17 protein-coding genes are annotated in these 19,644 nt (G+C 63.8%); 10 read left to right on the top strand and 7 right to left on the bottom strand.

Annotation, left to right across the window (positions count from 1 at the left end; all coding sequences use genetic code 11):
• Positions 1–49 precede the first annotated feature (49 nt).
• Positions 50–961, top strand: a complete 912-nt coding sequence (gene lpxC / locus BLS61_RS03105; RefSeq protein WP_024307034.1) for a UDP-3-O-acyl-N-acetylglucosamine deacetylase — start codon at positions 50–52, stop codon at positions 959–961.
• A gap of 943 nt (positions 962–1,904) precedes the next feature.
• On the opposite strand, the gene BLS61_RS03100 is transcribed toward lpxC, so the two are convergent.
• Positions 1,905–2,360, bottom strand: a complete 456-nt coding sequence (locus BLS61_RS03100) for a DciA family protein (RefSeq protein WP_090427189.1) — start codon at positions 2,358–2,360, stop codon at positions 1,905–1,907.
• 78 nt (positions 2,361–2,438) lie between these two features.
• On the opposite strand from BLS61_RS03100, the gene BLS61_RS03095 reads away from it, so the two are divergent.
• From BLS61_RS03095 to BLS61_RS03070, 6 genes are all read left to right on the top strand, one after another.
• Entirely contained in the window at positions 2,439–3,359 is a 921-nt protein-coding gene (locus BLS61_RS03095) for a M23 family metallopeptidase (RefSeq protein ID WP_090428045.1), read from the top strand.
• 238 nt (positions 3,360–3,597) lie between these two features.
• A complete protein-coding gene (secA, locus tag BLS61_RS03090; protein ID WP_090427186.1) occupies positions 3,598–6,333 on the top strand; it encodes a preprotein translocase subunit SecA in 2,736 nt (911 codons plus the stop codon).
• A gap of 150 nt (positions 6,334–6,483) precedes the next feature.
• Complete coding sequence (argJ, locus tag BLS61_RS03085) at positions 6,484–7,701, top strand: bifunctional glutamate N-acetyltransferase/amino-acid acetyltransferase ArgJ (RefSeq protein ID WP_090427182.1); 1,218 nt, start codon at positions 6,484–6,486, stop codon at positions 7,699–7,701.
• Positions 7,702–7,890: 189 nt separating this feature from the next.
• Positions 7,891–8,523 (top strand): glutathione S-transferase family protein, encoded by a 633-nt coding sequence (locus BLS61_RS03080; protein ID WP_090427179.1) that lies wholly within the window; start codon positions 7,891–7,893, stop codon positions 8,521–8,523.
• Entirely contained in the window at positions 8,520–9,470 is a 951-nt protein-coding gene (locus BLS61_RS03075; RefSeq protein ID WP_090427176.1) for a Nudix family hydrolase, read from the top strand. The genes BLS61_RS03080 and BLS61_RS03075 overlap by 4 nt, the downstream gene beginning before the upstream one ends.
• Before the next feature lie 104 nt (positions 9,471–9,574).
• A complete protein-coding gene (locus BLS61_RS03070; RefSeq protein WP_090427173.1) occupies positions 9,575–10,030 on the top strand; it encodes an REP-associated tyrosine transposase in 456 nt (151 codons plus the stop codon).
• Between the two features lie 103 nt (positions 10,031–10,133).
• Here the strand turns inward: BLS61_RS03070 and BLS61_RS03065 are convergent, their stop codons facing one another.
• From BLS61_RS03065 to BLS61_RS03050, 4 genes are all read right to left on the bottom strand, one after another.
• Entirely contained in the window at positions 10,134–10,709 is a 576-nt protein-coding gene (locus tag BLS61_RS03065; RefSeq protein ID WP_090427170.1) for a cob(I)yrinic acid a,c-diamide adenosyltransferase, read from the bottom strand.
• Positions 10,710–10,712: 3 nt separating this feature from the next.
• Positions 10,713–12,731, bottom strand: coding sequence for a HAMP domain-containing sensor histidine kinase (locus tag BLS61_RS03060; RefSeq protein ID WP_090427167.1), 2,019 nt, complete (start codon positions 12,729–12,731; stop codon positions 10,713–10,715).
• A gap of 148 nt (positions 12,732–12,879) precedes the next feature.
• Positions 12,880–13,791: a putative 2-dehydropantoate 2-reductase gene (locus tag BLS61_RS03055; protein WP_090427164.1), complete on the bottom strand. Its 912-nt coding sequence runs from the start codon at positions 13,789–13,791 to the stop codon at positions 12,880–12,882.
• On the bottom strand, positions 13,788–14,750 hold the full coding sequence (locus tag BLS61_RS03050) for a GGDEF domain-containing response regulator (protein WP_090427162.1): 963 nt from the start codon (positions 14,748–14,750) through the stop codon (positions 13,788–13,790). Before BLS61_RS03050 ends, BLS61_RS03055 begins: the two co-directional genes overlap by 4 nt.
• Positions 14,751–14,888: 138 nt before the next feature.
• On the opposite strand from BLS61_RS03050, the gene BLS61_RS03045 reads away from it, so the two are divergent.
• Both BLS61_RS03045 and BLS61_RS03040 read left to right on the top strand, forming a co-directional pair.
• The gene (locus BLS61_RS03045; protein WP_090427159.1) at positions 14,889–15,368 is read left to right on the top strand and encodes a YajQ family cyclic di-GMP-binding protein; all 480 of its coding nucleotides are present in this window, start codon (positions 14,889–14,891) and stop codon (positions 15,366–15,368) included.
• Between the two features lie 102 nt (positions 15,369–15,470).
• A complete protein-coding gene (locus tag BLS61_RS03040; RefSeq protein WP_090427156.1) occupies positions 15,471–16,298 on the top strand; it encodes a mechanosensitive ion channel family protein in 828 nt (275 codons plus the stop codon).
• 55 nt (positions 16,299–16,353) lie between these two features.
• Here the strand turns inward: BLS61_RS03040 and BLS61_RS03035 are convergent, their stop codons facing one another.
• Together BLS61_RS03035 and BLS61_RS03030 are read right to left on the bottom strand one after the other, a co-directional pair.
• Entirely contained in the window at positions 16,354–18,150 is a 1,797-nt protein-coding gene (locus BLS61_RS03035) for an AmpG family muropeptide MFS transporter (RefSeq protein ID WP_090427153.1), read from the bottom strand.
• A 40-nt stretch (positions 18,151–18,190) separates the two neighbouring features.
• Positions 18,191–18,565 (bottom strand): MGMT family protein, encoded by a 375-nt coding sequence (locus BLS61_RS03030; RefSeq protein WP_090427150.1) that lies wholly within the window; start codon positions 18,563–18,565, stop codon positions 18,191–18,193.
• A gap of 16 nt (positions 18,566–18,581) precedes the next feature.
• Here BLS61_RS03030 and BLS61_RS03025 point away from each other — a divergent pair, with 16 nt between their 5' ends.
• Positions 18,582–19,574 carry a DUF481 domain-containing protein gene (locus BLS61_RS03025; RefSeq protein WP_090427147.1) on the top strand — a complete coding sequence of 331 codons (993 nt, stop codon included), beginning with the start codon at positions 18,582–18,584 and terminating at the stop codon, positions 19,572–19,574.
• Positions 19,575–19,644: the final 70 nt, after the last annotated feature.

The raw sequence follows: 19,644 nt of genomic DNA, 5'->3' as shown, positions 1-19,644 counted from the left end.
CCGACCATTGTTGAAAACAGTTCGCAACTAGCGATATAGCGGCCAAGCCATGATCAGACAACGCACCCTGAAGAACATCATCCGTGCCACCGGCGTTGGCCTGCATTCGGGGGAGAAGGTTTACCTCACCCTGAAGCCGGCTCCGGTGGACACCGGTATCGTGTTTCGTCGTACCGATCTCGACCCGATCGTGGAAATCCGCGCATTGGCCGGGAATGTCGGTGAAACCACCATGTCGACCACGTTGATCAATGGTGATGTCAAGGTGGACACGGTAGAGCATCTGCTTTCGGCCATGGCAGGCCTGGGCATCGATAACGCCTACGTCGAGCTCTCCGCGTCCGAAGTGCCGATCATGGATGGCAGCGCCGGTCCCTTCGTATTCCTGATTCAATCCGCCGGCCTGCAGGAGCAGGAAGCGCCGAAGAAGTTCATCCGCATCCTGCGTGAGGTGACCGTGGAGGAGGGCGACAAGCGCGCCACCTTCGTGCCTTTCGACGGTTTCAAGGTGAGCTTCGAGATCGACTTCGATCACCCCGTGTTCCGCAATCGCACACAGAGCGCCAGTGTGGATTTCTCCAGCACGTCTTTCGTCAAGGAAGTCAGCCGGGCCCGCACCTTCGGCTTCATGCGTGACATCGAGTTCCTGCGTTCGCAGAACCTGGCGCTCGGTGGCAGCGTGGAAAACGCCATCGTGGTCGACGAATATCGCGTGCTCAACGAAGACGGCCTGCGTTACGAGGACGAATTCGTCAAACACAAGATTCTCGATGCCATCGGCGACCTGTATCTGCTGGGTAACAGCCTGATCGGCGAGTTCAAGGGCTTCAAGTCGGGCCACGCACTGAACAATCGTTTGCTGCGCACCCTGATCGAGCAGACCGATGCCTGGGAAATGGTGACCTTCGAGGACGCCAAGCTCGCGCCGATCTCTTACATGCGCCCTGTTGCGGCGGTGTAAACCTACTCTCTTTCCAGCGTTATTTGAGGCCACCTTCGGGTGGCCTTTTTTATGGTTCTTCGCATGTTTTGGGGAAAGTGCGGGTTGACGCCGGACTGGCAATAACGTGTTAGCTGTCGATGACTTGGCACTATCCCTTAGCGTGTCGTCTGATCTGCTGGGTTTCGCCCCTTACGGGCGACTCACTTTCTTTGCTTGTGCAAAGAAAGTAAGCAAAGAAACACACCCCTGCATCCGGCCCCGGCTACGCCGGGGTTCCCTCGCTCCATCACCGCTCCAGGGGCACGCTGCGAAGGGCCATCCCTGGCCCATCGCAGCTCTCGCGACATCCATGTCGCTCAACCCCTTCCACGGCGATTCCACTCGGCCTCCTGAAGGGGACTTGGGCGTCGTCTGTTCCATCGCAGTTGAGGAGCAAGGGCAAAGGCAAAGGCAAAGGCAAAGGTCAGACGCCGCCAATTTCAACTTCGCAAAGATTATGCAAGCTCGCGACCCGGTCCCCTTCAGGAGGCCGAGTGGAGGTGTTGCGTAGGGGGACGAGCCGCATGGATGCGGCGAAATACCGATGGCGGCCCCGCTTAATGGGCCAGGGATGGCCCATGTAAGCCGGCCCCCGGAGCAGCACCGGAGCGAGGAAACGCAGCGAAGCGGAGTAACAGCCACAGGCTGGCCCGAAGGGTGAGCGCAGCGAATCAAGGTGTGGCGCCCGTAAGGGGCGCAACCCAAACGCTCAGTACACGCGGTAATGGATATTGCTAAGTCAGTAAGCGGTACGCACACAAACTTGCCAGTCCGATGTCAAGCGTATCTTCCCCGCGATAACGCGAAGAACCTTTTTTATGCTGTGACGGTTTGGGGAGGGCGCGGCGCAGGAGAATTTATGGCGCCATCTACCTGGCGAGTGCGGCGAAGTGAAGCAGGCCGACGAACGGGAAGGAGGACGTTATTCGCTTTTCTGCGTATGACTGGCCAGGCGTTCCAAGGCGGCGCGCAGCCTGGGATCGCTGATGCCCTCGGCGGCCGCCTGGATGCTTTGTGCGGCGCTATTGGACAAGTGCACGGCGCGATCCGTTCCACGATTCTGGCCACCTTGAGGTTGCACCTTGAACAGGATTTTCGTTAAGGTCGCGAACTCTTCGAGCGCCTGCAGTTGTCGTTGCAGCCTTCTTTGCTGATAACGCAGGCGTGTTGCCCAGTGGCCATCGGTCACGATCAATAGCAGACAGCCGTCGCGCCAGGACGCTACATGACAGTGTTCGCGGGCGGCCGGTTGCAGCTGGCTTTCGACAAGACGCTGCAGGTTGGACAGGCGTTGCGCCTGACCGAACAGCGCTTTCAGGGGCTTGGCTTCGCGTAGCAGCGTAGCGGGTGCCTGGGCCGGCAAGGGACGAAACGTCATGGCAGGAGGCCTTTGGTTGCAGAGCCGTCATGGTAGCAGAGCGTGCTGCCGGCCTGTGTTCTGCGAAATGGGGAAGCCATGCATATCATCTTGCTCAACAGCCGTCACGGTTCGGCTCGAACCATCCATCTAGACCTGCGCTGGCTGCTGCTGTCGGCGGTTCTGGCGCTGGTCCTGAGCCTGGGCGCCGGCGCTGCTCTGGGGGCCAAGTGGTTGACTGCCGAGCCCGTGGTAGATGCCTCGCTGGTCGAAGCGCTCGATCAGCAGCGCGAGCAGGTTGGCGCCGTGCGCGAGGACGCCCAGCGCCAGCTCGATGCCTTCGCCGTGCATGTCGCCGAGTTGCAGGCGCGCCTGACCCGGCTCGATGCCCTGGGCGAACGCCTCACGGAACTGGCAGAGCTGGACGCCGGCGAGTTCGACTTCTCGCTCAGCGTTGGCCAGGGTGGTGCCGAGGATGCGCTGGGCGCCTCGGCTTATGCGCCACCGCCTTTCATGAGTGCGCTGGATGAACTGGCGCTGCGCGTGGAAAGCCGAGAACAACAGCTGGAAGTGCTGGAACAGCTGCTTGGCGAACGCCGCCTGAGCGAGGCCGAAACGCTCTCCGGGCGTCCGGTCTTGCAAGGTTATGTGTCGTCGCCGTTCGGCCGTCGCGTGCATCCGCTGACCGGTCGCGCCAGCGTGCACAAGGGCATGGATTTCGCCGCCAAGCCCGGCAGCGATGTGGTCGCAGTCGCAGCCGGCGTGGTGACCTTCTCCGGCAAGAAGAGTGGCTACGGCAACACCGTGGAGATCAGCCACGCCGACGGCTACGTCACGCTCTACGCCCACAACCAGAGCAATACCGTGCAGATCGGTGATCTGGTGCAGCGCGGCCAGACCATCGCCAAGGTCGGCCGCAGTGGCCGCTCCACCGGTTATCACGTGCATTTCGAAGTCAGCAAGGATGGCCGTCAGGTCAATCCGGCGCTGTACATCGCGCATGCCAACGGCGTCGAGTGAGTGGTCCGTTTCCGCGACGCCCTTGAATTGCCGGCATTGACCCTCATATAAGCTTTCACGCCGCGCCTCTGGCTTGTCAGGGGCGTGGCCTGCGCCATCACGCGGCAGCAATGGGCTGACAACGTCACTTTCCTCCCTGGGTTTTCCGGGTAGAATGCCCCCTTCGCCCGCAGCCATGCAGGCTGCCAGGTCGCGATTTGCGCCGACCTCCATCCATTCGCCGGAAGATCCTGTCGATATGTTTGCGCCTCTGTTTAAAAAACTTTTCGGAAGCAAGAATGAGCGTGAAGTCAAACGCATGCTCAAGGCGGTGCAGTCCGTCAACGTCCTCGAAGAGCAGATGATCGCCCTCTCGGACGAGCAGCTGCGTGGCAAGACCGAAGAGTTCAAGGCCCGTCTGGCCAAGGGCGAAACCCTCGACAAGCTGCTTCCCGAAGCCTTTGCCGTGGCCCGTGAGGCCGGCAAGCGAGTGATGGGCATGCGCCACTTCGATGTGCAGCTGATCGGTGGCATGACCCTGCACGAAGGCAAGATCGCCGAGATGCGTACCGGTGAGGGCAAGACCCTCGTGGGTACCCTGGCGGTCTACCTCAACGCACTGTCCGGCAAGGGCGTGCACGTGGTCACCGTCAACGAATACCTGGCCCGCCGCGACGCCAACTGGATGCGTCCGCTGTACGAATTCCTCGGCCTGTCCGTCGGCATCGTCACCCCCTTCCAGCCGCCGGAAGAGAAGCGCGCCGCCTACGCTGCCGACATCACCTATGGCACCAACAACGAATTCGGTTTCGACTACCTGCGCGACAACATGGCGTTCAGTCTGGAAGACAAGTTCCAGCGCGAGCTGAACTTCGCCGTGATCGACGAAGTCGACTCCATCCTCATCGACGAAGCCCGTACCCCGCTGATCATTTCCGGCCAGGCCGAAGACAGCTCCAAGCTGTACATCGAGATCAACAAGCTGATCCCGCGCCTCAAGCAGCACATCGAGGAAGAGGAGGGCGTGGTCACCCAGGAAGGCCACTTCAAGGTCGACGAGAAGACCCGCCAGGTCGAGCTGAACGAGGCCGGCCACCAGTACGTCGAGGAGATGCTCACCGCTGCCGGTCTGCTGGCCGAGGGCGAGAGCCTCTACTCCGCGCACAACCTTGGCCTGCTGACCCACGTGTATGCCGGCCTGCGCGCGCACAAGCTGTTCCACCGCAATGTCGAGTACATCGTGCAGAACGGCCAGGTGATCCTGATCGATGAACACACCGGCCGTACCATGCCGGGTCGTCGCCTGTCCGAAGGCCTGCACCAGGCCATCGAGGCCAAGGAAGGGGTGAACATCCAGGCCGAGAGCCAGACCCTGGCCTCGACCACTTTCCAGAACTACTTCCGCCTGTACAACAAGCTGTCCGGCATGACCGGTACCGCCGACACCGAGGCCTTCGAGTTCCGCCAGATCTACGGTCTGGACGTGATGGTGATCCCGACCAACAAGCCGATCGCGCGCAAGGACTTCAACGACCTGGTCTACCTGACCCAGGAAGAGAAGTACCAGGCGATCATCGCCGACATCAAGGAATGCCAGGCCCAGGGCCGGCCGATCCTGGTCGGTACCGCCACCATCGAAACCTCCGAGTACGTCAGCCAGCTGCTGAACAAGGAAGGCATCGAGCACAAGGTGCTCAACGCCAAGTTCCACGACAAGGAAGCCGAGATCATTGCCCAGGCCGGCCGTCCGGGGGCGCTGACCATCGCCACCAACATGGCCGGTCGTGGTACCGACATCCTCCTCGGTGGCAACTGGGAAGTGGAAGTCGCCGCGCTGGAAAACCCCACCGACGAGCAGATCGCGCAGATCAAGGCCGAGTGGCAGAAGCGTCACCAGCAGGTGATCGAAGCCGGCGGCCTGCACGTGATCGCCTCCGAGCGTCACGAATCGCGGCGTATCGACAACCAGCTGCGTGGCCGTGCCGGCCGCCAGGGTGACCCGGGTTCCAGCCGCTTCTACCTGTCGCTGGAAGACAACCTGATGCGTATCTTCGCTTCGGATCGGGTGAAGAACTTCATGAAGGCTCTGGGTATGCAGTCCGGCGAGGCCATCGAACACCGCATGGTCACCAATGCCATCGAGAAGGCCCAGCGCAAGGTCGAAGGTCGCAACTTCGACATGCGCAAGCAACTGCTCGAATTCGACGACGTGGCCAACGAGCAGCGCAAGGTGATCTACCACATGCGCAACAGCCTGCTGGCTGCCGAGAACGTCGGCGACACCATCGCCGAGTTCCGCGAGGAAGTGCTGACCGCCGCCATCAATAACCATATTCCGCCGCAGTCGATGCCGGAGCAGTGGGACGTCGCCGGTCTGGAGTCCACCCTGCAGAGCGATTTCGGCCTGAAATTGCCGATCCAGCAGTGGCTGGACGAAGACGACAAGCTGTACGAGGAAACCCTGCGCGAGCGCATCCTCGCCGAGTTGCTGGCGGCCTACAACGAGAAGGAAACCCAGGCCAGCGCCGAGGCCCTGCGTACCTTCGAGAAGCAGATTCTGCTGCGCGTGCTGGATGACCTGTGGAAAGACCATCTGTCGACCATGGATCACCTGCGTCACGGCATTCACCTGCGTGGCTATGCGCAGAAGAACCCCAAGCAGGAATACAAGCGCGAGTCCTTCGCCCTGTTCCAGGAACTGCTGGAGTCGATCAAGCGCGACACCATCCGCGTGCTCAGCCACGTTCAGGTGCGCCGCGAAGACCCGGCCGAAGAGGAAGCCCGTCTGCGTCGCGAAGCCGAAGCTCTGGCCGAGCGTATGCAATTCCAGCACGCCGACGCCTCGGCGCTGGCGGCTGAACAGAACAATGGCGAAGAGGGCGACGTTGCCGTGGCCGCCGCGCCGGTGCGTGCCGAGCCGAAGGTCGGCCGCAACGAGCCGTGCCCTTGTGGTTCGGGCAAGAAGTACAAGCACTGCCACGGTCAGATCAACTGATCACCGGTCCGCATGGACCGCTTGCAGTAGAGGGCGCATCAGCTATGCTGCCTGCGCCCTGACAACGCCGCGACGGCTCTGCCGCTCGCGGCGTTTTACCATTTCACCGGCCGCCGCTGCGGTCACTGCACACATGAAGGAGCGCTCTCTATGGCTGTTGGTCTTGGTCCGCTGTCTACCCTGCATCCGGTACCTGGTTTCGAGCTGGGCATCGCCTCGGCCGGCATCAAGCGACCCGGGCGCAAGGATGTGGTGGTGATGCGCTGTGCCGAGGGTTCGCGTATCGCCGGGGTGACCACCACCAACGCTTTCTGCGCAGCGCCAGTGCTGATCACTCGTGAACGCCTGGGCGGCGAGGTGCGTTACCTGCTGACCAACACCGGCAATGCCAACGCCGGCACCGGCGCTGACGGCCTGGCTCGTGCGCGCCGCGCCTGCGGCCGCCTGGCCGAACTGACCGGCGTGGCGGAAAGCGCCGTGCTGCCGTTCTCCACCGGGGTGATCGGCGAGCCGCTGCCAGTGGAGAAGATCGAATCCGCGTTGCAGGCCGCGCTGGATGATCTGAAGGAAGACAACTGGATCAATGCGGCTACCGGCATCATGACCACCGACACCCTGCCCAAGGGTGCCAGCCGCCAGTTCCAGCACGATGGCGTGACCGTCACCGTTACCGGCATCAGCAAGGGCGCCGGCATGATCCGCCCGAACATGGCCACCATGCTCGGCTATATCGCCACCGACGCCAAGGTCGCCCAGGGCGTGCTGCAGGATCTGGTGCGCGACGCGGCGAACAAGTCGTTCAACCGCATCACCATCGACGGCGATACCTCCACCAACGACTGCTGCATGCTGATCGCCACCGGCCAGGCTGCACTGCCGGAAATCATCGAGGCTTCCGGCGAGCTGTTCACCAAGCTCAAGCAGGCGGTGTTCGAGGTGTTCATGGAAGTGGCGCAGGCCATCGTGCGTGACGGCGAAGGTGCGACCAAGTTCGTTACCGTCCAGGTCAATGGCGGCGGCACCCATCAGGAGTGCCTGGACGTGGCCTATGCCGTGGCCCACTCGCCGCTGATCAAGACCGCGCTGTTCGCCTCCGACCCCAACTGGGGGCGCATCCTGGCCGCTGTGGGCTATGCCGGCGTGCCGCAGCTGGATGTGAGCAAGATCGACGTGTTCCTCGGTGAAGTCTGCATCGCCAGCAAGGGCTGCCGTGCCGCCACCTATACCGAAGAGCAGGGCGCCGCGGTGATGGCCCGCGAGGAGATCACCATCCGCATCGAACTGGGTCGCGGTGCCTGCAGCGAGACCATCTGGACCACCGACCTGTCCCACGAGTACGTCAAGATCAACGCCGAATATCGCACTTAAGCGGCGGCAGGCGGCAAGCTGCAGGCCTCAGGCTAAGAGCCTTTAGCCTTTAGCCTTTAGCCTGCAGCTGCTTTTCTCATTCCCGTGCCTCATGCCCCCATGACGCGCGGGAATTTGCTATTCGGGGTGCGCGCTTTTAACGTCGGACGACTTCTGGGCATTTCGGGAAACTAGGCGAGGAGACGCAAGATGACCCTGCAACTGGTGATTGGCGACAAGAACTATTCTTCCTGGTCGCTGCGTGCGGCGCTGGTGGTCGATCTGGCCGGCGCCCAGTGTGAAGAGCTGCTGGTACGCCTGTATCAGCCGGGCAGCCGCGCTCAGTTGCTGCGTCATTCGCCCACCGGCAAGGTGCCGGTTCTGCTGACCGAGCAGGGCGCGGTGTGGGATTCCCTGGCGATTGCCGAGTATCTGGCCGAGTGCTATCCCGAGGCCCAGCTGTGGCCGCAGGAGCGTCAGGCTCGCGCGCTGGCGCGCAGTATCTGTGCGGAAATGCACAGCGGCTTCACGGCGCTGCGCAGTCATCTGCCCATGGACCTGGCACGGGACAAGGCGCTGGCCGAGCTGCCCGACGAGGCGCAGGCCGATATCAATCGCATCTGCGCGATCTGGGCCGATTGCCGCGAGCGCTATGCCAGCTCGGGCAACTATCTGTTCGGCCAGGCCAGCATCGCCGATGCCTTCTACGCGCCGGTGGCGGCGCGCCTGCGCAGCTATCATGTGGCCCTGCCGACAACGGCAGCGGCCTATGTGGAAACCATCTACCGCTGGCCGGCGTTTCAGCGCTGGTATCAGGTGGCATTGCAGGAGGTGAAGGGGTGAAGCGTGTTCATGTCGCAGCAGCGGTGATCCGGGGTGTCGATGGACGCATCCTCATCGCCAGGCGACCCGAGGACAAACACCAGGGCGGCCTGTGGGAGTTTCCCGGCGGCAAGGTGGAGGAGGGCGAGGCAGTGCGCGTCGCCCTCGATCGCGAGCTGGAGGAGGAGCTGGGCATTCGTGCGCAGGCGGCGCGCCCGCTGATCCGGATTCGCCACGACTACCCGGACAAGCAGGTACTGCTGGACGTCTGGGAGGTCTCGGTCTTCAGTGGCGAGCCGCATGGCGCAGAAGGCCAGCCCCTGGCCTGGGCCAGCGAGCGGCAGTTGCTGGAATACCAATTCCCCGCCGCCAACAAACCCATAGTCGCCGCCGCGCGGCTGCCGGATCGCTACCTGATCACCCCCGATGGCTTGGAGCCGAGTGAATTGCTGGCCGGCATCCGCAGCGCCCTGGCGCAGGGCGTGAGGCTGATCCAGCTGCGCGCGCCGAACATGTTCGACCCGCAGTACCGCGACCTGGCCGTCGACGTGCAGGGCCTGTGTGCCGGCAAGGCCCAGCTGATGCTCAAGGGCCCGCTGGAGTGGCTGGGGGACTTTCCCGCGGCCGGCTGGCACCTGACCGCCGCGCAGCTGCGCAAGTACGCCGCTGGCGGCCGGCCGTTCCCGGAGCAACGCTGGCTGGCGGCGTCCTGCCACAGCGCAGAGGAGCTGGCGCTGGCCGCGCAGATGGGCGTGGACTTCGCCACCCTGTCGCCGGTACAGACGACCGCGACGCATCCCGAGGCGCAGCCGTTGGGCTGGGAGGCTGCAGGCGAGATGCTGAGCCATTTCAATCTGCCGGCCTATCTGCTGGGCGGCGTCGGCCCAGGCGATATCGAGCGCGCCTGGCAGATCGGCGCGCAAGGTGTGGCCGGCATCCGCGCATTCTGGCCTTCTAGCGCCCTGTAGGAGCGAGTTCTGCTCGCGAACATCGGCAATGTCCAAGAAACTTCGCGAGCAGAGCTCGCTCCTACCGTCTATATCTGAGGTATCGGACACGCTGGAGGCAAGGAATGCCCCATTACCATACGTCTCATCTGCGGAGCGGGCGCTTTTCTGAACCTGGCCGTATCTACTCGATTACAACCGTTACCCACTGTCGACATCCTTGGTTTCACGATTTTTTTGTGGGACGGCTTCTGATCGACGAATTACGTCTCGCTGAAAAACAAGGCCTCGCCACCTCGTTGTGCTGGGTTGTGATGCCGGATCACTTTCACTGGTTGCTTCAATTGGGGCAGTGCGACTTGGAGAAGCTGTTGCAGCAGGTCAAGTCACGCAGTGCCAAGGCAATCAACCAACGCTTGCAACGCAGCGGTAAGGTCTGGCAGTCCGGCTACCATGACCGGGCTTTACGCCGGGAGGACGATGTACGTGACATCGCTCGGTATATCGTCGCCAACCCTTTGCGCGCCGGCCTGGTCAAGCAGCTCACCAATTATCCTTTGTGGGACGCCGTATTCCTGTAGGAGCGAGCTCTGCTCGCGAACGTCGGCGAGTCTATGAAGCTTCGCGAGCAGAGCTCGCTCCTACCCGCTCCACATTTGAGGTTTCAGGCGTATCGGGCCATGCCTACGGCTTGTCAGCAGCCTGCCACAACACTTCGGCCACGCCCTGGCGCCTGGCGATCAGGCGGGCGGCGACGAACAGCAGGTCGGAGAGGCGGTTGACGTAGGCCAGGCCCTCGGCGCGTAGCGGCTCGACCGCGTTGAGGTGCTGGCAGCGGCGCTCGGCGCTGCGCGCCAGGCTGCGGCAGACGTGGGCCTGTGCGATCAGGCGCGAGCCGCCCGGCAGGATGAAGTTCTCCAGCGGGCCGACTTCCTCGTTCCAGCGGTCGATGGCGGCTTCCAGGCGTTCGATTTCCACCGGCTGCAGGGCCTGGTACTCGGGCATCGCCAGTTCGCCGCCCAGGTCGAACAGGCGATGCTGACAGGGGCTCAGCACCTCGCTGATTTCCTCGAGGGCTGGCCAGGTCGTGGCGGCTTCTTCCAGATCGGCAAGCAGCAGGCCGAGCTGGCTGTTGAGCGTATCCAGCTCGCCGATGGCTTCGATGCGCGGGTGGTCCTTGCCGACGCGGCGGCCGTCGGCCAGGCCGGTTTCGCCCTTGTCGCCAGTGCGGGTGTAGATCTTCGAGAGGCGCATGCCCATGACTCAGAGTCCTGTGTTTTCCGGCAGGGAGGCCAGCGGCAGGCGCAGGGTGAAACAGGTGCCCTGGCCCGGCGTGGAGTGCACTTCCATCTGCCCCTTGTGGTTGTTGGTGATGATGAAATAGGAGACCGCCAGGCCCAGGCCGGTGCCCTGACCGACCTCCTTGGTGGTGAAGAAGGGCTCGAAGATGCGCTTGCGCACCGCTTCGCTCATGCCGGTGCCATTGTCCTCCACCTGCACTTCCGCCCAGTTGCCGGCCTGCCGCGTGCGCAGGGTGATGCGGCCGGGCTCGGCCTGCGCGTCACGCTGATGGATGGCCTGCGCGGCATTCTTCAACAGGTTGAGCAGCACCTGCTCCAGCTCGTTGGCGGTGCCGGCCACCGGCCCGAGCAGCGGGTCGAACTGGCGCACGATTTCCAGCTTGCGGAAATCGAAGCTGTCGGCCAGGTCGAAGTCGTTGCCGGCGATCTCCAGTGCCTGATCGATCAGTGCCGGCAGGTCGCAGGGCGACAGCTGGCGGTCGCTGCGCCGGCTGAAGCTGAGCATGTGGCTGACGATCTTGGCGGCGCGCTGGCCGGCCTGCTGGATGCCATCGAGCAGGCGCGGTATATCGCGCGCGGCCATGTAATTCTGGATGGCGGCCAGGCTGACGCCGGCCTGCTCGGCCTGTTCGAGGTTCTTTTCCAGATCCGGCGACAGGCGCCGGCGAATGTTCTGTACGTTGTGCAGGATGGCGCCGAGCGGGTTGTTGATCTCGTGCGCCATGCCGGCAGCCAGGCCGCCAACGGAGAGCATCTTCTCCGACTGCACCATCATTTCCTCGAGTGCCAGGCGCTGGGTGATGTCGTCGATACGGATCACCACACCGCGTCCGGCGCTGCCCATCAGCGGGTAGAAGGTCAGGGCGTAATGATGGGGCTCCTCGTCCTTGTGCCAGGTCACGCGCTCGATCTTTTCCACCTTGTGCTGTTCGGCGGTGCGCTTGAGCTGTGAGAGAAACGGCTTGAGCGGCGGGAAGGCGAGAAAGATCGGCTGGTTCAGCGCCTCTTCCAGGCGCGTGCCGGACAGGGCGCTGGCCTCCTGATTCCACTGCGTCACGTAGAGCTGTTCGTCGAGGGCGATCAGCGCCGAGGGCATGGAGTCGATGATGCTGTTGAGGTAGTTCTGGAAGCCGGTGAGCTTCTTCTCGATCTTGCTGCGCACCTGCACTTCCAGCTCCAGCTTGCGGTTGGAGTGGCGGGTTTCCTCGGCCAGGCTCTGCGCCTGATCGAAGGCCTGCTGGGCGTCGTCGCGGGCGCGCTTGAGCTGCTGTTCGCGCGCCTCCATGCGCATCAGCATGGTGTTGAAGGCGTCGGCCAGGCTGCCGATTTCATCCTGGTTGCCGCGGTTGGCGCGCAGCGCATAGTTCTCTTCGCGGGTGACCTGGCGTGACAGCTCTTCCAGGCGGCGAATGGGTTTGGTCACCAGGCGTTTGATCTGTCTGGCCACCAGCAGCCAGAGCAGCACGCTGAACGCCAGAATCACCAGGCTGGCGGTCAGGGTGCCGGTATAGAAGACACTGGGCAGTTCGCTGGAGGCCACCAGCAGCAGAGCGCCGGGACGGCCGCTGGGATGGGGCAGATCGACCAGCAGGTTGGTGCGAAAGGCGGTTTCGCGCCAGTGTGACAATTGGCTGAGCTGCTGCGGCAACTGCAGTCTTTCGCCGCGCTGCAGCTGCGCCAGGCTGTTGCCGTTGCTGTCGTAGATGACCGCTGCACGCAGCGGCGCATAGTCATCCAGACGCCTGAGCAGGGCTTCGGCCGAGCTCGGCGAGTGCAGCGCCTCCTTGCTGAGCGTGGGGCTGGCGATAAGCCGGCCAAGGGTGTGCAGGGCCTGAGGCGCCATGCTTTCCTGGGTGATCCAGTAGGCCGCGCTGATGAACGCCAGATTGGCCACCAGCATCACCGCGGCGAGCAACACCAGCAGTGCAGCGAGCAGCTTGCGGCCAACCGGCAGGTTTTCGAGGCGCTGACGCAGTCTCATGGATGGATCGCTATGGCATATGGAAGCGGCAGGTTAGCGCGGCCCGCCGGCCATTGCCATGCCGGGGGCGCGCGCAATTATCCGGGCTGCGCCGGCCGTAGGGTGCGCCGTGCGCACCGCCAGCGGTGCAACGGTTCGAGACCCTCGGCTAATCCAGCGGCAAGCCGCGCGCGGCGAGGTGCGCCAGCAGGCGCTGCTGCAGGTGTTGCAGGTGCGCCAGGTGCAGGCCGTGGCGTTGCGCCGCGGCGCAGGCGTAGCCAAGCAGGTAGCTGATCTCGGTGCGGCGGCCCTGGGCCACGTCCTGATGCATGGAGGAATAGTTCGCCGCCGTGGCCTCAATCACGCGCTGCACGTCCTCGTGCAGATTGCCCGCCGCAGCCGGTTGACCACAGCGCTGCAGCAGTTCGGTGAGTTCGACGCACAGGGTGGCGACTTCGGCCGGGTGTTGGCTCAGGCCGCCGTTGCGGCAGTCGTGCAGCACGGTGAGCGGGTTGATCGCGCAATTGAGTGCCAGCTTGCGCCACAGGCGCGTGAGGATGTCCGGGCTCCACTGGTGGGCGATGCCGGCGCGCTGCAGCTCGTCCAGCCAGGTTGGTGGCCGCGGGTCGCTCGGGTCGCCCAGCCAGTTGTGGCCGTTGCCGGCGAACACCACCTGAAAGTCGGCAGGGCGAAACGCACCTTCGGTACTGGAGACGAACAGGCAGCGTTGTCCGGGCAGGGACCGGGCGACTTCGTCCTGACTGCCCAGGCCGTTTTGCAACAGCAGCAGTTCGGCACCAGGGGCCAAGCGCTCGGCGATGCTCGCCACCGCGTCCTGCGCGTCATAGGCCTTGCAGGCAAGCAGCAGGCGCCGGATCGGCGCAGGCTCCTGCGGCAGCTCCGCGGGGATGGCGTAGAGCATGGGTTGGCCCGCTTCGATCAGCGTCAGCCCCCCGGCCTGGCGATAGGCTTCGAGGCGTTGCCGGTCGCGCAGGATCAATCTGACCGGCAGGCCGGCACGGGCCAGGCGAGTGGCCCACAGACTGCCGAGGCTGCCGGCACCGAGGATGTGCCAGGTCACGGCAGGGGCAGGCGCATGGCGGCGACCCGACCGCTGCTGTGGGACTCTGCCAGGAGTTTTTCCGCATGCTGGATCAGTTGCTCGGGATCGGTGGGCAGTGCCTTGGCGTCCAGGCCGACCAGGCTGATGCCGGCCTTGAGGGTGATGAAGCCCTCGCTGGTCTTGAACGCCTTGAGATTGAGCCCCTCGTGCAGGCGCTTGAAGCTGCTCGGCGAGCATTCGTGCAGGTCTTCGAGCAGGGTGATCAGACCGAAATGGTTGTCGTCCAGGCGGGTCAGCACGTCCAGCGGCCGTACCAGTTGCTGCAGGCGGCGCGCGACGCCGTGCAGCAGCTCGTTGAAGAAGCGGTCGCCGTACTGGCTGCGCAGCTGGCTGGCGTCCTGCAGGCCGATCAGCAGGTAGCAGACGGCGCCGCCGCGCGATTCGATCTGGCGCAGGCTGTCGCCGAGCTTCTGCCGCAGGTAGCGCGGGTTGCCCAGGCCGGTGAGCGGATCGACCAGGTTGCGCCGCTCCAGGCTGGCGATGTTCTGCGTCAGCATGCGGTTTTCGTGCAGCAGGCGCTGCAGGGTATTGCACAGGCGATCGGCGGCGTAGACGCGCGGCACCAGTTGCTCGTTCATCGCCGCCTTGCTGATGAAGTCATCGACGCCGCGGTCGAAGGCTTCGCCCAGCACGTTTTCGCCTTCCTTGCCGGTGAGCAGGATGATGTAGGTGTAGTGATCGGCCGTCTCGTCCAGCTGGCGCACCCGCGCGGTCAGCTCCAGGCCGTCGATCTCGGGCATCAGCCAGTCGGCCAGCAGCACGCTGGCCGGGCGCTGCTCGAGCAGCTGCAGCGCTTCGCTGGCACTGCTGGCGAAGCGCACATCCTGATAGCCAGCCTGGCTCAGTGCACGGCCGATCATGGCGCTGGAGAACTTGGCGTCGTCCACCACCAGGATACTGAGATGGGGGTTGGGCATGGTGCAGGCTCGCAGGCAGGGAGGAAGGACGCCAAACGGCGTATATCAGTCTGGTTATAATGGGCTCGCCATAGTTATCGTCAAGTCAGGCGCGTTCACTCCGTGAAGAGTATCGCGCCGTCCATCAGGAGCCCACTCATGCCTTCGTTCGACGTCGTGTCTGAACTGGACAAACACGAACTGACCAATGCGGTCGACAATGCCATCAAGGAACTCGATCGCCGTTTCGACCTGCGCGGCAAGTGCAGCATCGAGAGCAAGGACAAGGCGCTGACCTTGACCGCCGAAGCCGAATTCATGCTCGAGCAGATGCTCGACATCGTGCGCAGCAGCCTGGTCAAGCGCAAGATCGACTGCCAGTGCATGGAAACCAAGGAACCCTACGCCTCCGGCAAGGTGATGAAGCAGGAAGTCACCTTCCGCGAGGGCATCGACAAGGAGCTGGCGAAGAAGATCGTCGCCCACATCAAGGACGCCAAGCTCAAGGTGCAGGCCGCCATTCAGGGCGAGCAGGTGCGTATCACCGGCAAGAAACGCGATGACCTCCAGGAAGCCATCGCCCTGCTGCGCGGCCACGAGTTCGGCATGCCGCTGCAGTACAACAACTTCCGCGATTGAACCTTTGCGGCGCCAGGGCGTCGCAGGCTAGGTTGATAGCACTCTGACCGCCATGGCCTGCCATGGCGGTTTCGTTTCATGTACAGGAAAACCGGAGTCCCCATGGAGATGAACGTCGACGAACTGGTCAAGCTGTCCGAGGCCTGGCTGCCTGTGGTGCTGGAGTACAGCGGCAAGCTCACCCTGGCCTTGATCACCCTGGCCCTGGGCTGGTGGCTGATCAGCAAGCTCACTGCCAGCATCGGCAGGCTGCTGGAGGCGCGCAAGGTCGATCGCGCCCTGAGCAGCTTCATCGGCAGCCTGGTCAGCATCGTGCTGCGCATCCTGCTGCTGATCAGCGTGGCGTCGATGATCGGAGTGGAAACCACCTCCTTCATCGCGATGATCGGTGCGGCGGGCCTGGCCATCGGCCTGGCGTTGCAGGGCAGCCTGGCGAATTTCGCCGGCGGTGTGCTGATCATGCTGTTTCGTCCGTTCCGTGCCGGCGACTGGATCGAGGCGCAGGGCGTATCCGGCAGCGTCGACAGCATCCAGATCTTCCACACCACGCTCAAGACGGGCGACAACAAGGTGGTGATCGTACCCAACGGCGCGCTCTCCAATGGGCATATCACCAACTTCTCGCGTGAGCCGCGCCGGCGTGCCGACATCAATATCGGTATCGACTATTCCAGCGATATCAAACGTGCCCGTGAGGTGCTGCTGGAAATCGCCCAGGACCCGCGCGTGCACCTCGAGCCTGCGCCGGTGGTGTTCGTCACCGGCCTTGGCGACAGCGCGGTGAACCTGTCGCTGCGCGTATGGGTGGCCAACGGTGACTTCTGGCCGGTGACCTTCGCCTTCACCGAGCTGGCCAAGGAGCGCCTGACCGAAGCCGGCATCGGTATTCCCTTCCCGCAGCGGGTGGTGCATCTGGCCAAGGCCGAGTAAAGGCGCGATGCAATGAAAAGCCCCGGTCGAACCGGTGCTTTTTGTTGCCTGACAATCAGGCCTTCTCGACTGTCGGTGGCGCCGTTTCGAGCGCCGGCTGGAGCTTGTCGCGGCGCCACTGGATGACGATCAGCAGCAGTGTCGGGATGCCCATCAGCGCCGTGGCGAGGAAGAAGTGGGCGTAGCCCAGGCTTTCCACCATCACCCCCGAATAGCCGCCAATCAGACGCGGCAGCAGCAGCATGATGGAGCTGAGCAGGGCGTACTGGGTGGCCGAGAACTTCAGGTTGGTCAGGCTCGACAGGTAGGCGACGAACGCCGATGTGGCGAGGCCGGCGCTGAAGTTGTCGCAGCTGATGGTGACGACCAGCATGTTCAGGTGCGGGCCCATGCCCACCAGCAACATGAACAGCAGGTTGGTCGCCGCCGATGCGGTCGCGCCGATCAGCAGGATCGGCATGATGCCGAAGCGCACGATGAGCAGGCCGCCGACACCTGCGCCGAGCAGGGTCATCACCAGGCCGAAGACCTTGCTGACGCTGGCGATCTGCTCCTTGGTGAAACCCTGGTCGATGTAGAACACGTTGGCCATCACGCCCATCACCGTATCGGACAGGCGATAGGTGGCGATCAGGCTCAGCAGCAGCAGCGCCTGCCAGCGATAACGCACGATGAAGTCGTTGATCGGCGTCAGCACTGGCGCCATGCCGCCCCAGAACAGGCTGGAGATCGACAGGCCGGTGAGCAGGGTATAGAGCAGCGCGCGCAGGAAGGCGCGGTCGTAGTACAGCAGTTCCCGCAGACTCGACTGGCCCTGGAACAGCAGCACCAGGTCACTTTCATAGAACTGGGTGACCATGGCCGGGATGGAGATCAGCAGGATGATCAGCAGCAGCACGGAAAGCAGCTGGTGGAAGAAGCCGTACTTCGCCGCGGCGGTTTTCAGCACCGGTGCCAGGCCGCCCCAGAACAGGCCGGATGCGCACACGCAGGCCAGGGTGCTGTAGAGCATGGCGCGCAGGAAGGCGCGGTCGTTGTAGAGCAGTTCCTGCATGCTGACGTCGCCCAGCAGCATGGGCACCAGGTCGCTTTGGTAGAACTGGATGAACATGGTCGGCACGGCGATGATCAGCACGATCACCGCGCTGATCGCCAGCAGCTGGTGGAAGAAGCCGTGCTTGGGCGGCGCGACATGGATATGTGGCGGGGCGGGCGGCTCGCGCATCCAGATGGAGGTAAGCAGGCCCGGCAGCATCAGCAGCGCGAACACCAGATAGGTACCGGTCCAGGCACTGAACTGGTAGTTCTTGGCGGTCGAGCCGAAACCTTCGGCGAAGTACAGCGCACCGGCGGTGGCCAGCAGCGCAGCGACGCGGTAGCCGGTCATGTAGGCTGCGGCCAGCGCGGCCTGGTGTTCGTCGCCGAGAATTTCCAGGCGGTAGGCGTCGACGGCGATGTCCTGGGTGGCCGAGGCGAAGGCCACCAGCACGGCCAGGGCGATCAGCGAGGACAGGTGCGTTTGTGGATCGAAGTTGGCCATGCCGACCAGGCCGATGGCGACCAGCCCCTGCGACAGTACCAGCCAGGAACGGCGACGACCGAGCTTGCCGAGCAACGGCAGGCGCCACTGGTCGAGCATCGGCGCCCACACCCACTTGAAGGCGTAGGCCAGGCCGATCAGGCTGGCGAAGCCGATGGTCTCGCGCGCCACACCGGCTTCGCGCAGCCATACCGAGAGGGTGGAGAACACCAGCATGTAGGGCAGGCCGGCGGCGAAACCCAGAAGCAGAAGAGCCAGTGTGGCGGGGTTGGCATAGGTGGCGAGGGCTTCTCGCCAGGATTTGCGTGGCATCAGGCTCGAATCTGGGGAGGACGAATGAATAGCGCGCACTCTAACTGCTGTGCTCCATCGGGCGCCAGCCGTGACGACGCATATCCACCCGTTCGTTCAGGATGCCGATGCCTTCCGCGCGCAGGCGCGCCCGTTGTTCGGCCCCTGAAGGGCTCCCGGCGGCCAGGCTGAGGCGGCCCCCGGCGGCGATCACCCGATGCCAGGGCAGGCTGGTGCCGTCGGGCAACTGGCTCAGGGTGCGACCGACCCAGCGCGCGGCGCGGCCCAGGCCAGCCAGTTGCGCCAGCTCGCCATAGCTGACGACCTTGCCCTCGGGTATCTGCGCCAATACCAGATACAGCGCTTCGCGACGGGCGTCGGCGCTTGCCGCTGGGGCCGCCGGCCATGCAGACTCTGACGGTTTCGTCTTGCCCATAGAGTGCGTCCTTATCATGCGCGCAGTGATCGCCCTGTTCCTTTTTACCCTGGCCGCCCCGCTCTGGGCCGACACCGTCTGGCTGGACAACGGTGATCGCCTCAGTGGCGAGATCGTCCTGCTCGACGGCGGCAAGCTGGCGCTCAAGACCAAGTATGCCGGCCAGGTACTGATCGACTGGAAGGATATCGATACCCTCAGTTCGGACAAGCCCCTACTGGTGCGCCGCAGCGGTTTCGACAGCGAGCGCGGCGAAAGGTTGGCCGCCGCCGGCAGCGGCATGGTACGGGTGCAGGGCGACCGTGAGTACCTGCTGCCGCTGGCGCAGATCACCCGCCTGGTGCCGCCGCGCCTGCTGCTGGAGGACCGCGTCTGGGAGGGCAATCTCGACGCCAAGCTGGACATGAAGCGCAACCAGAACGACATCGACGAGTGGAAGCTCAAGGGCAATACGCGAGTCGAGCATGGTCGTTGGCGCCACGTGCTCAGTGGCGAGCTGGAACGTGAAACCAAGAACGACAAGAAGGTCGAGGACAACTGGGAGCTGGAGTACGACCTCGACCGCTTCTTTACCGAGCACTGGTTCTGGCGGGTCGGGCTGGAGCAGAGCGAGGATGCGTTCGAAACCATCGAGCGCCAGCGCATCCTTGGCACGGGGCCGGGCTATCGCTTCTGGGACAACGAGCTGGGACGCTTCGACCTGATCGGCCAGTTCAACCGTGTGCGTCTGGAGTCGGACGTCGCCGATCTGGCGTTCAATACCACCTCAATCGAGTTGGACTACAAACGCCTGCTATGGGGTACACGGCTGGAGTTCTATGCCAATGCCGAATTGCAGATTCCCCATATTGACCAGATCGACTACGTGCTCGATAGCGAGATGGGGCTGCGCTATCGCCTCAATCAGTGGGCGCGCCTGTCTTTGCTTTACGAGCTGGATCAGCTGCGCGGCCAGGGCCAGACGGTTTCCGACCGCCATTACCTGCTCGGCGTCGGGATCGGTTGGTAGGCCGGTAAACCCCTTCGCCAGCCGCGCCACGCGGTGCCGCTCGGCGGAAAACGCTGAACTCCGCGCTGCG

Source organism: Ectopseudomonas guguanensis (assembly GCF_900104265.1).
GTDB classification, from domain to species: domain Bacteria; phylum Pseudomonadota; class Gammaproteobacteria; order Pseudomonadales; family Pseudomonadaceae; genus Aquipseudomonas; species Aquipseudomonas guguanensis.
This window is presented reverse-complemented; position numbering and strand designations above follow the sequence as displayed.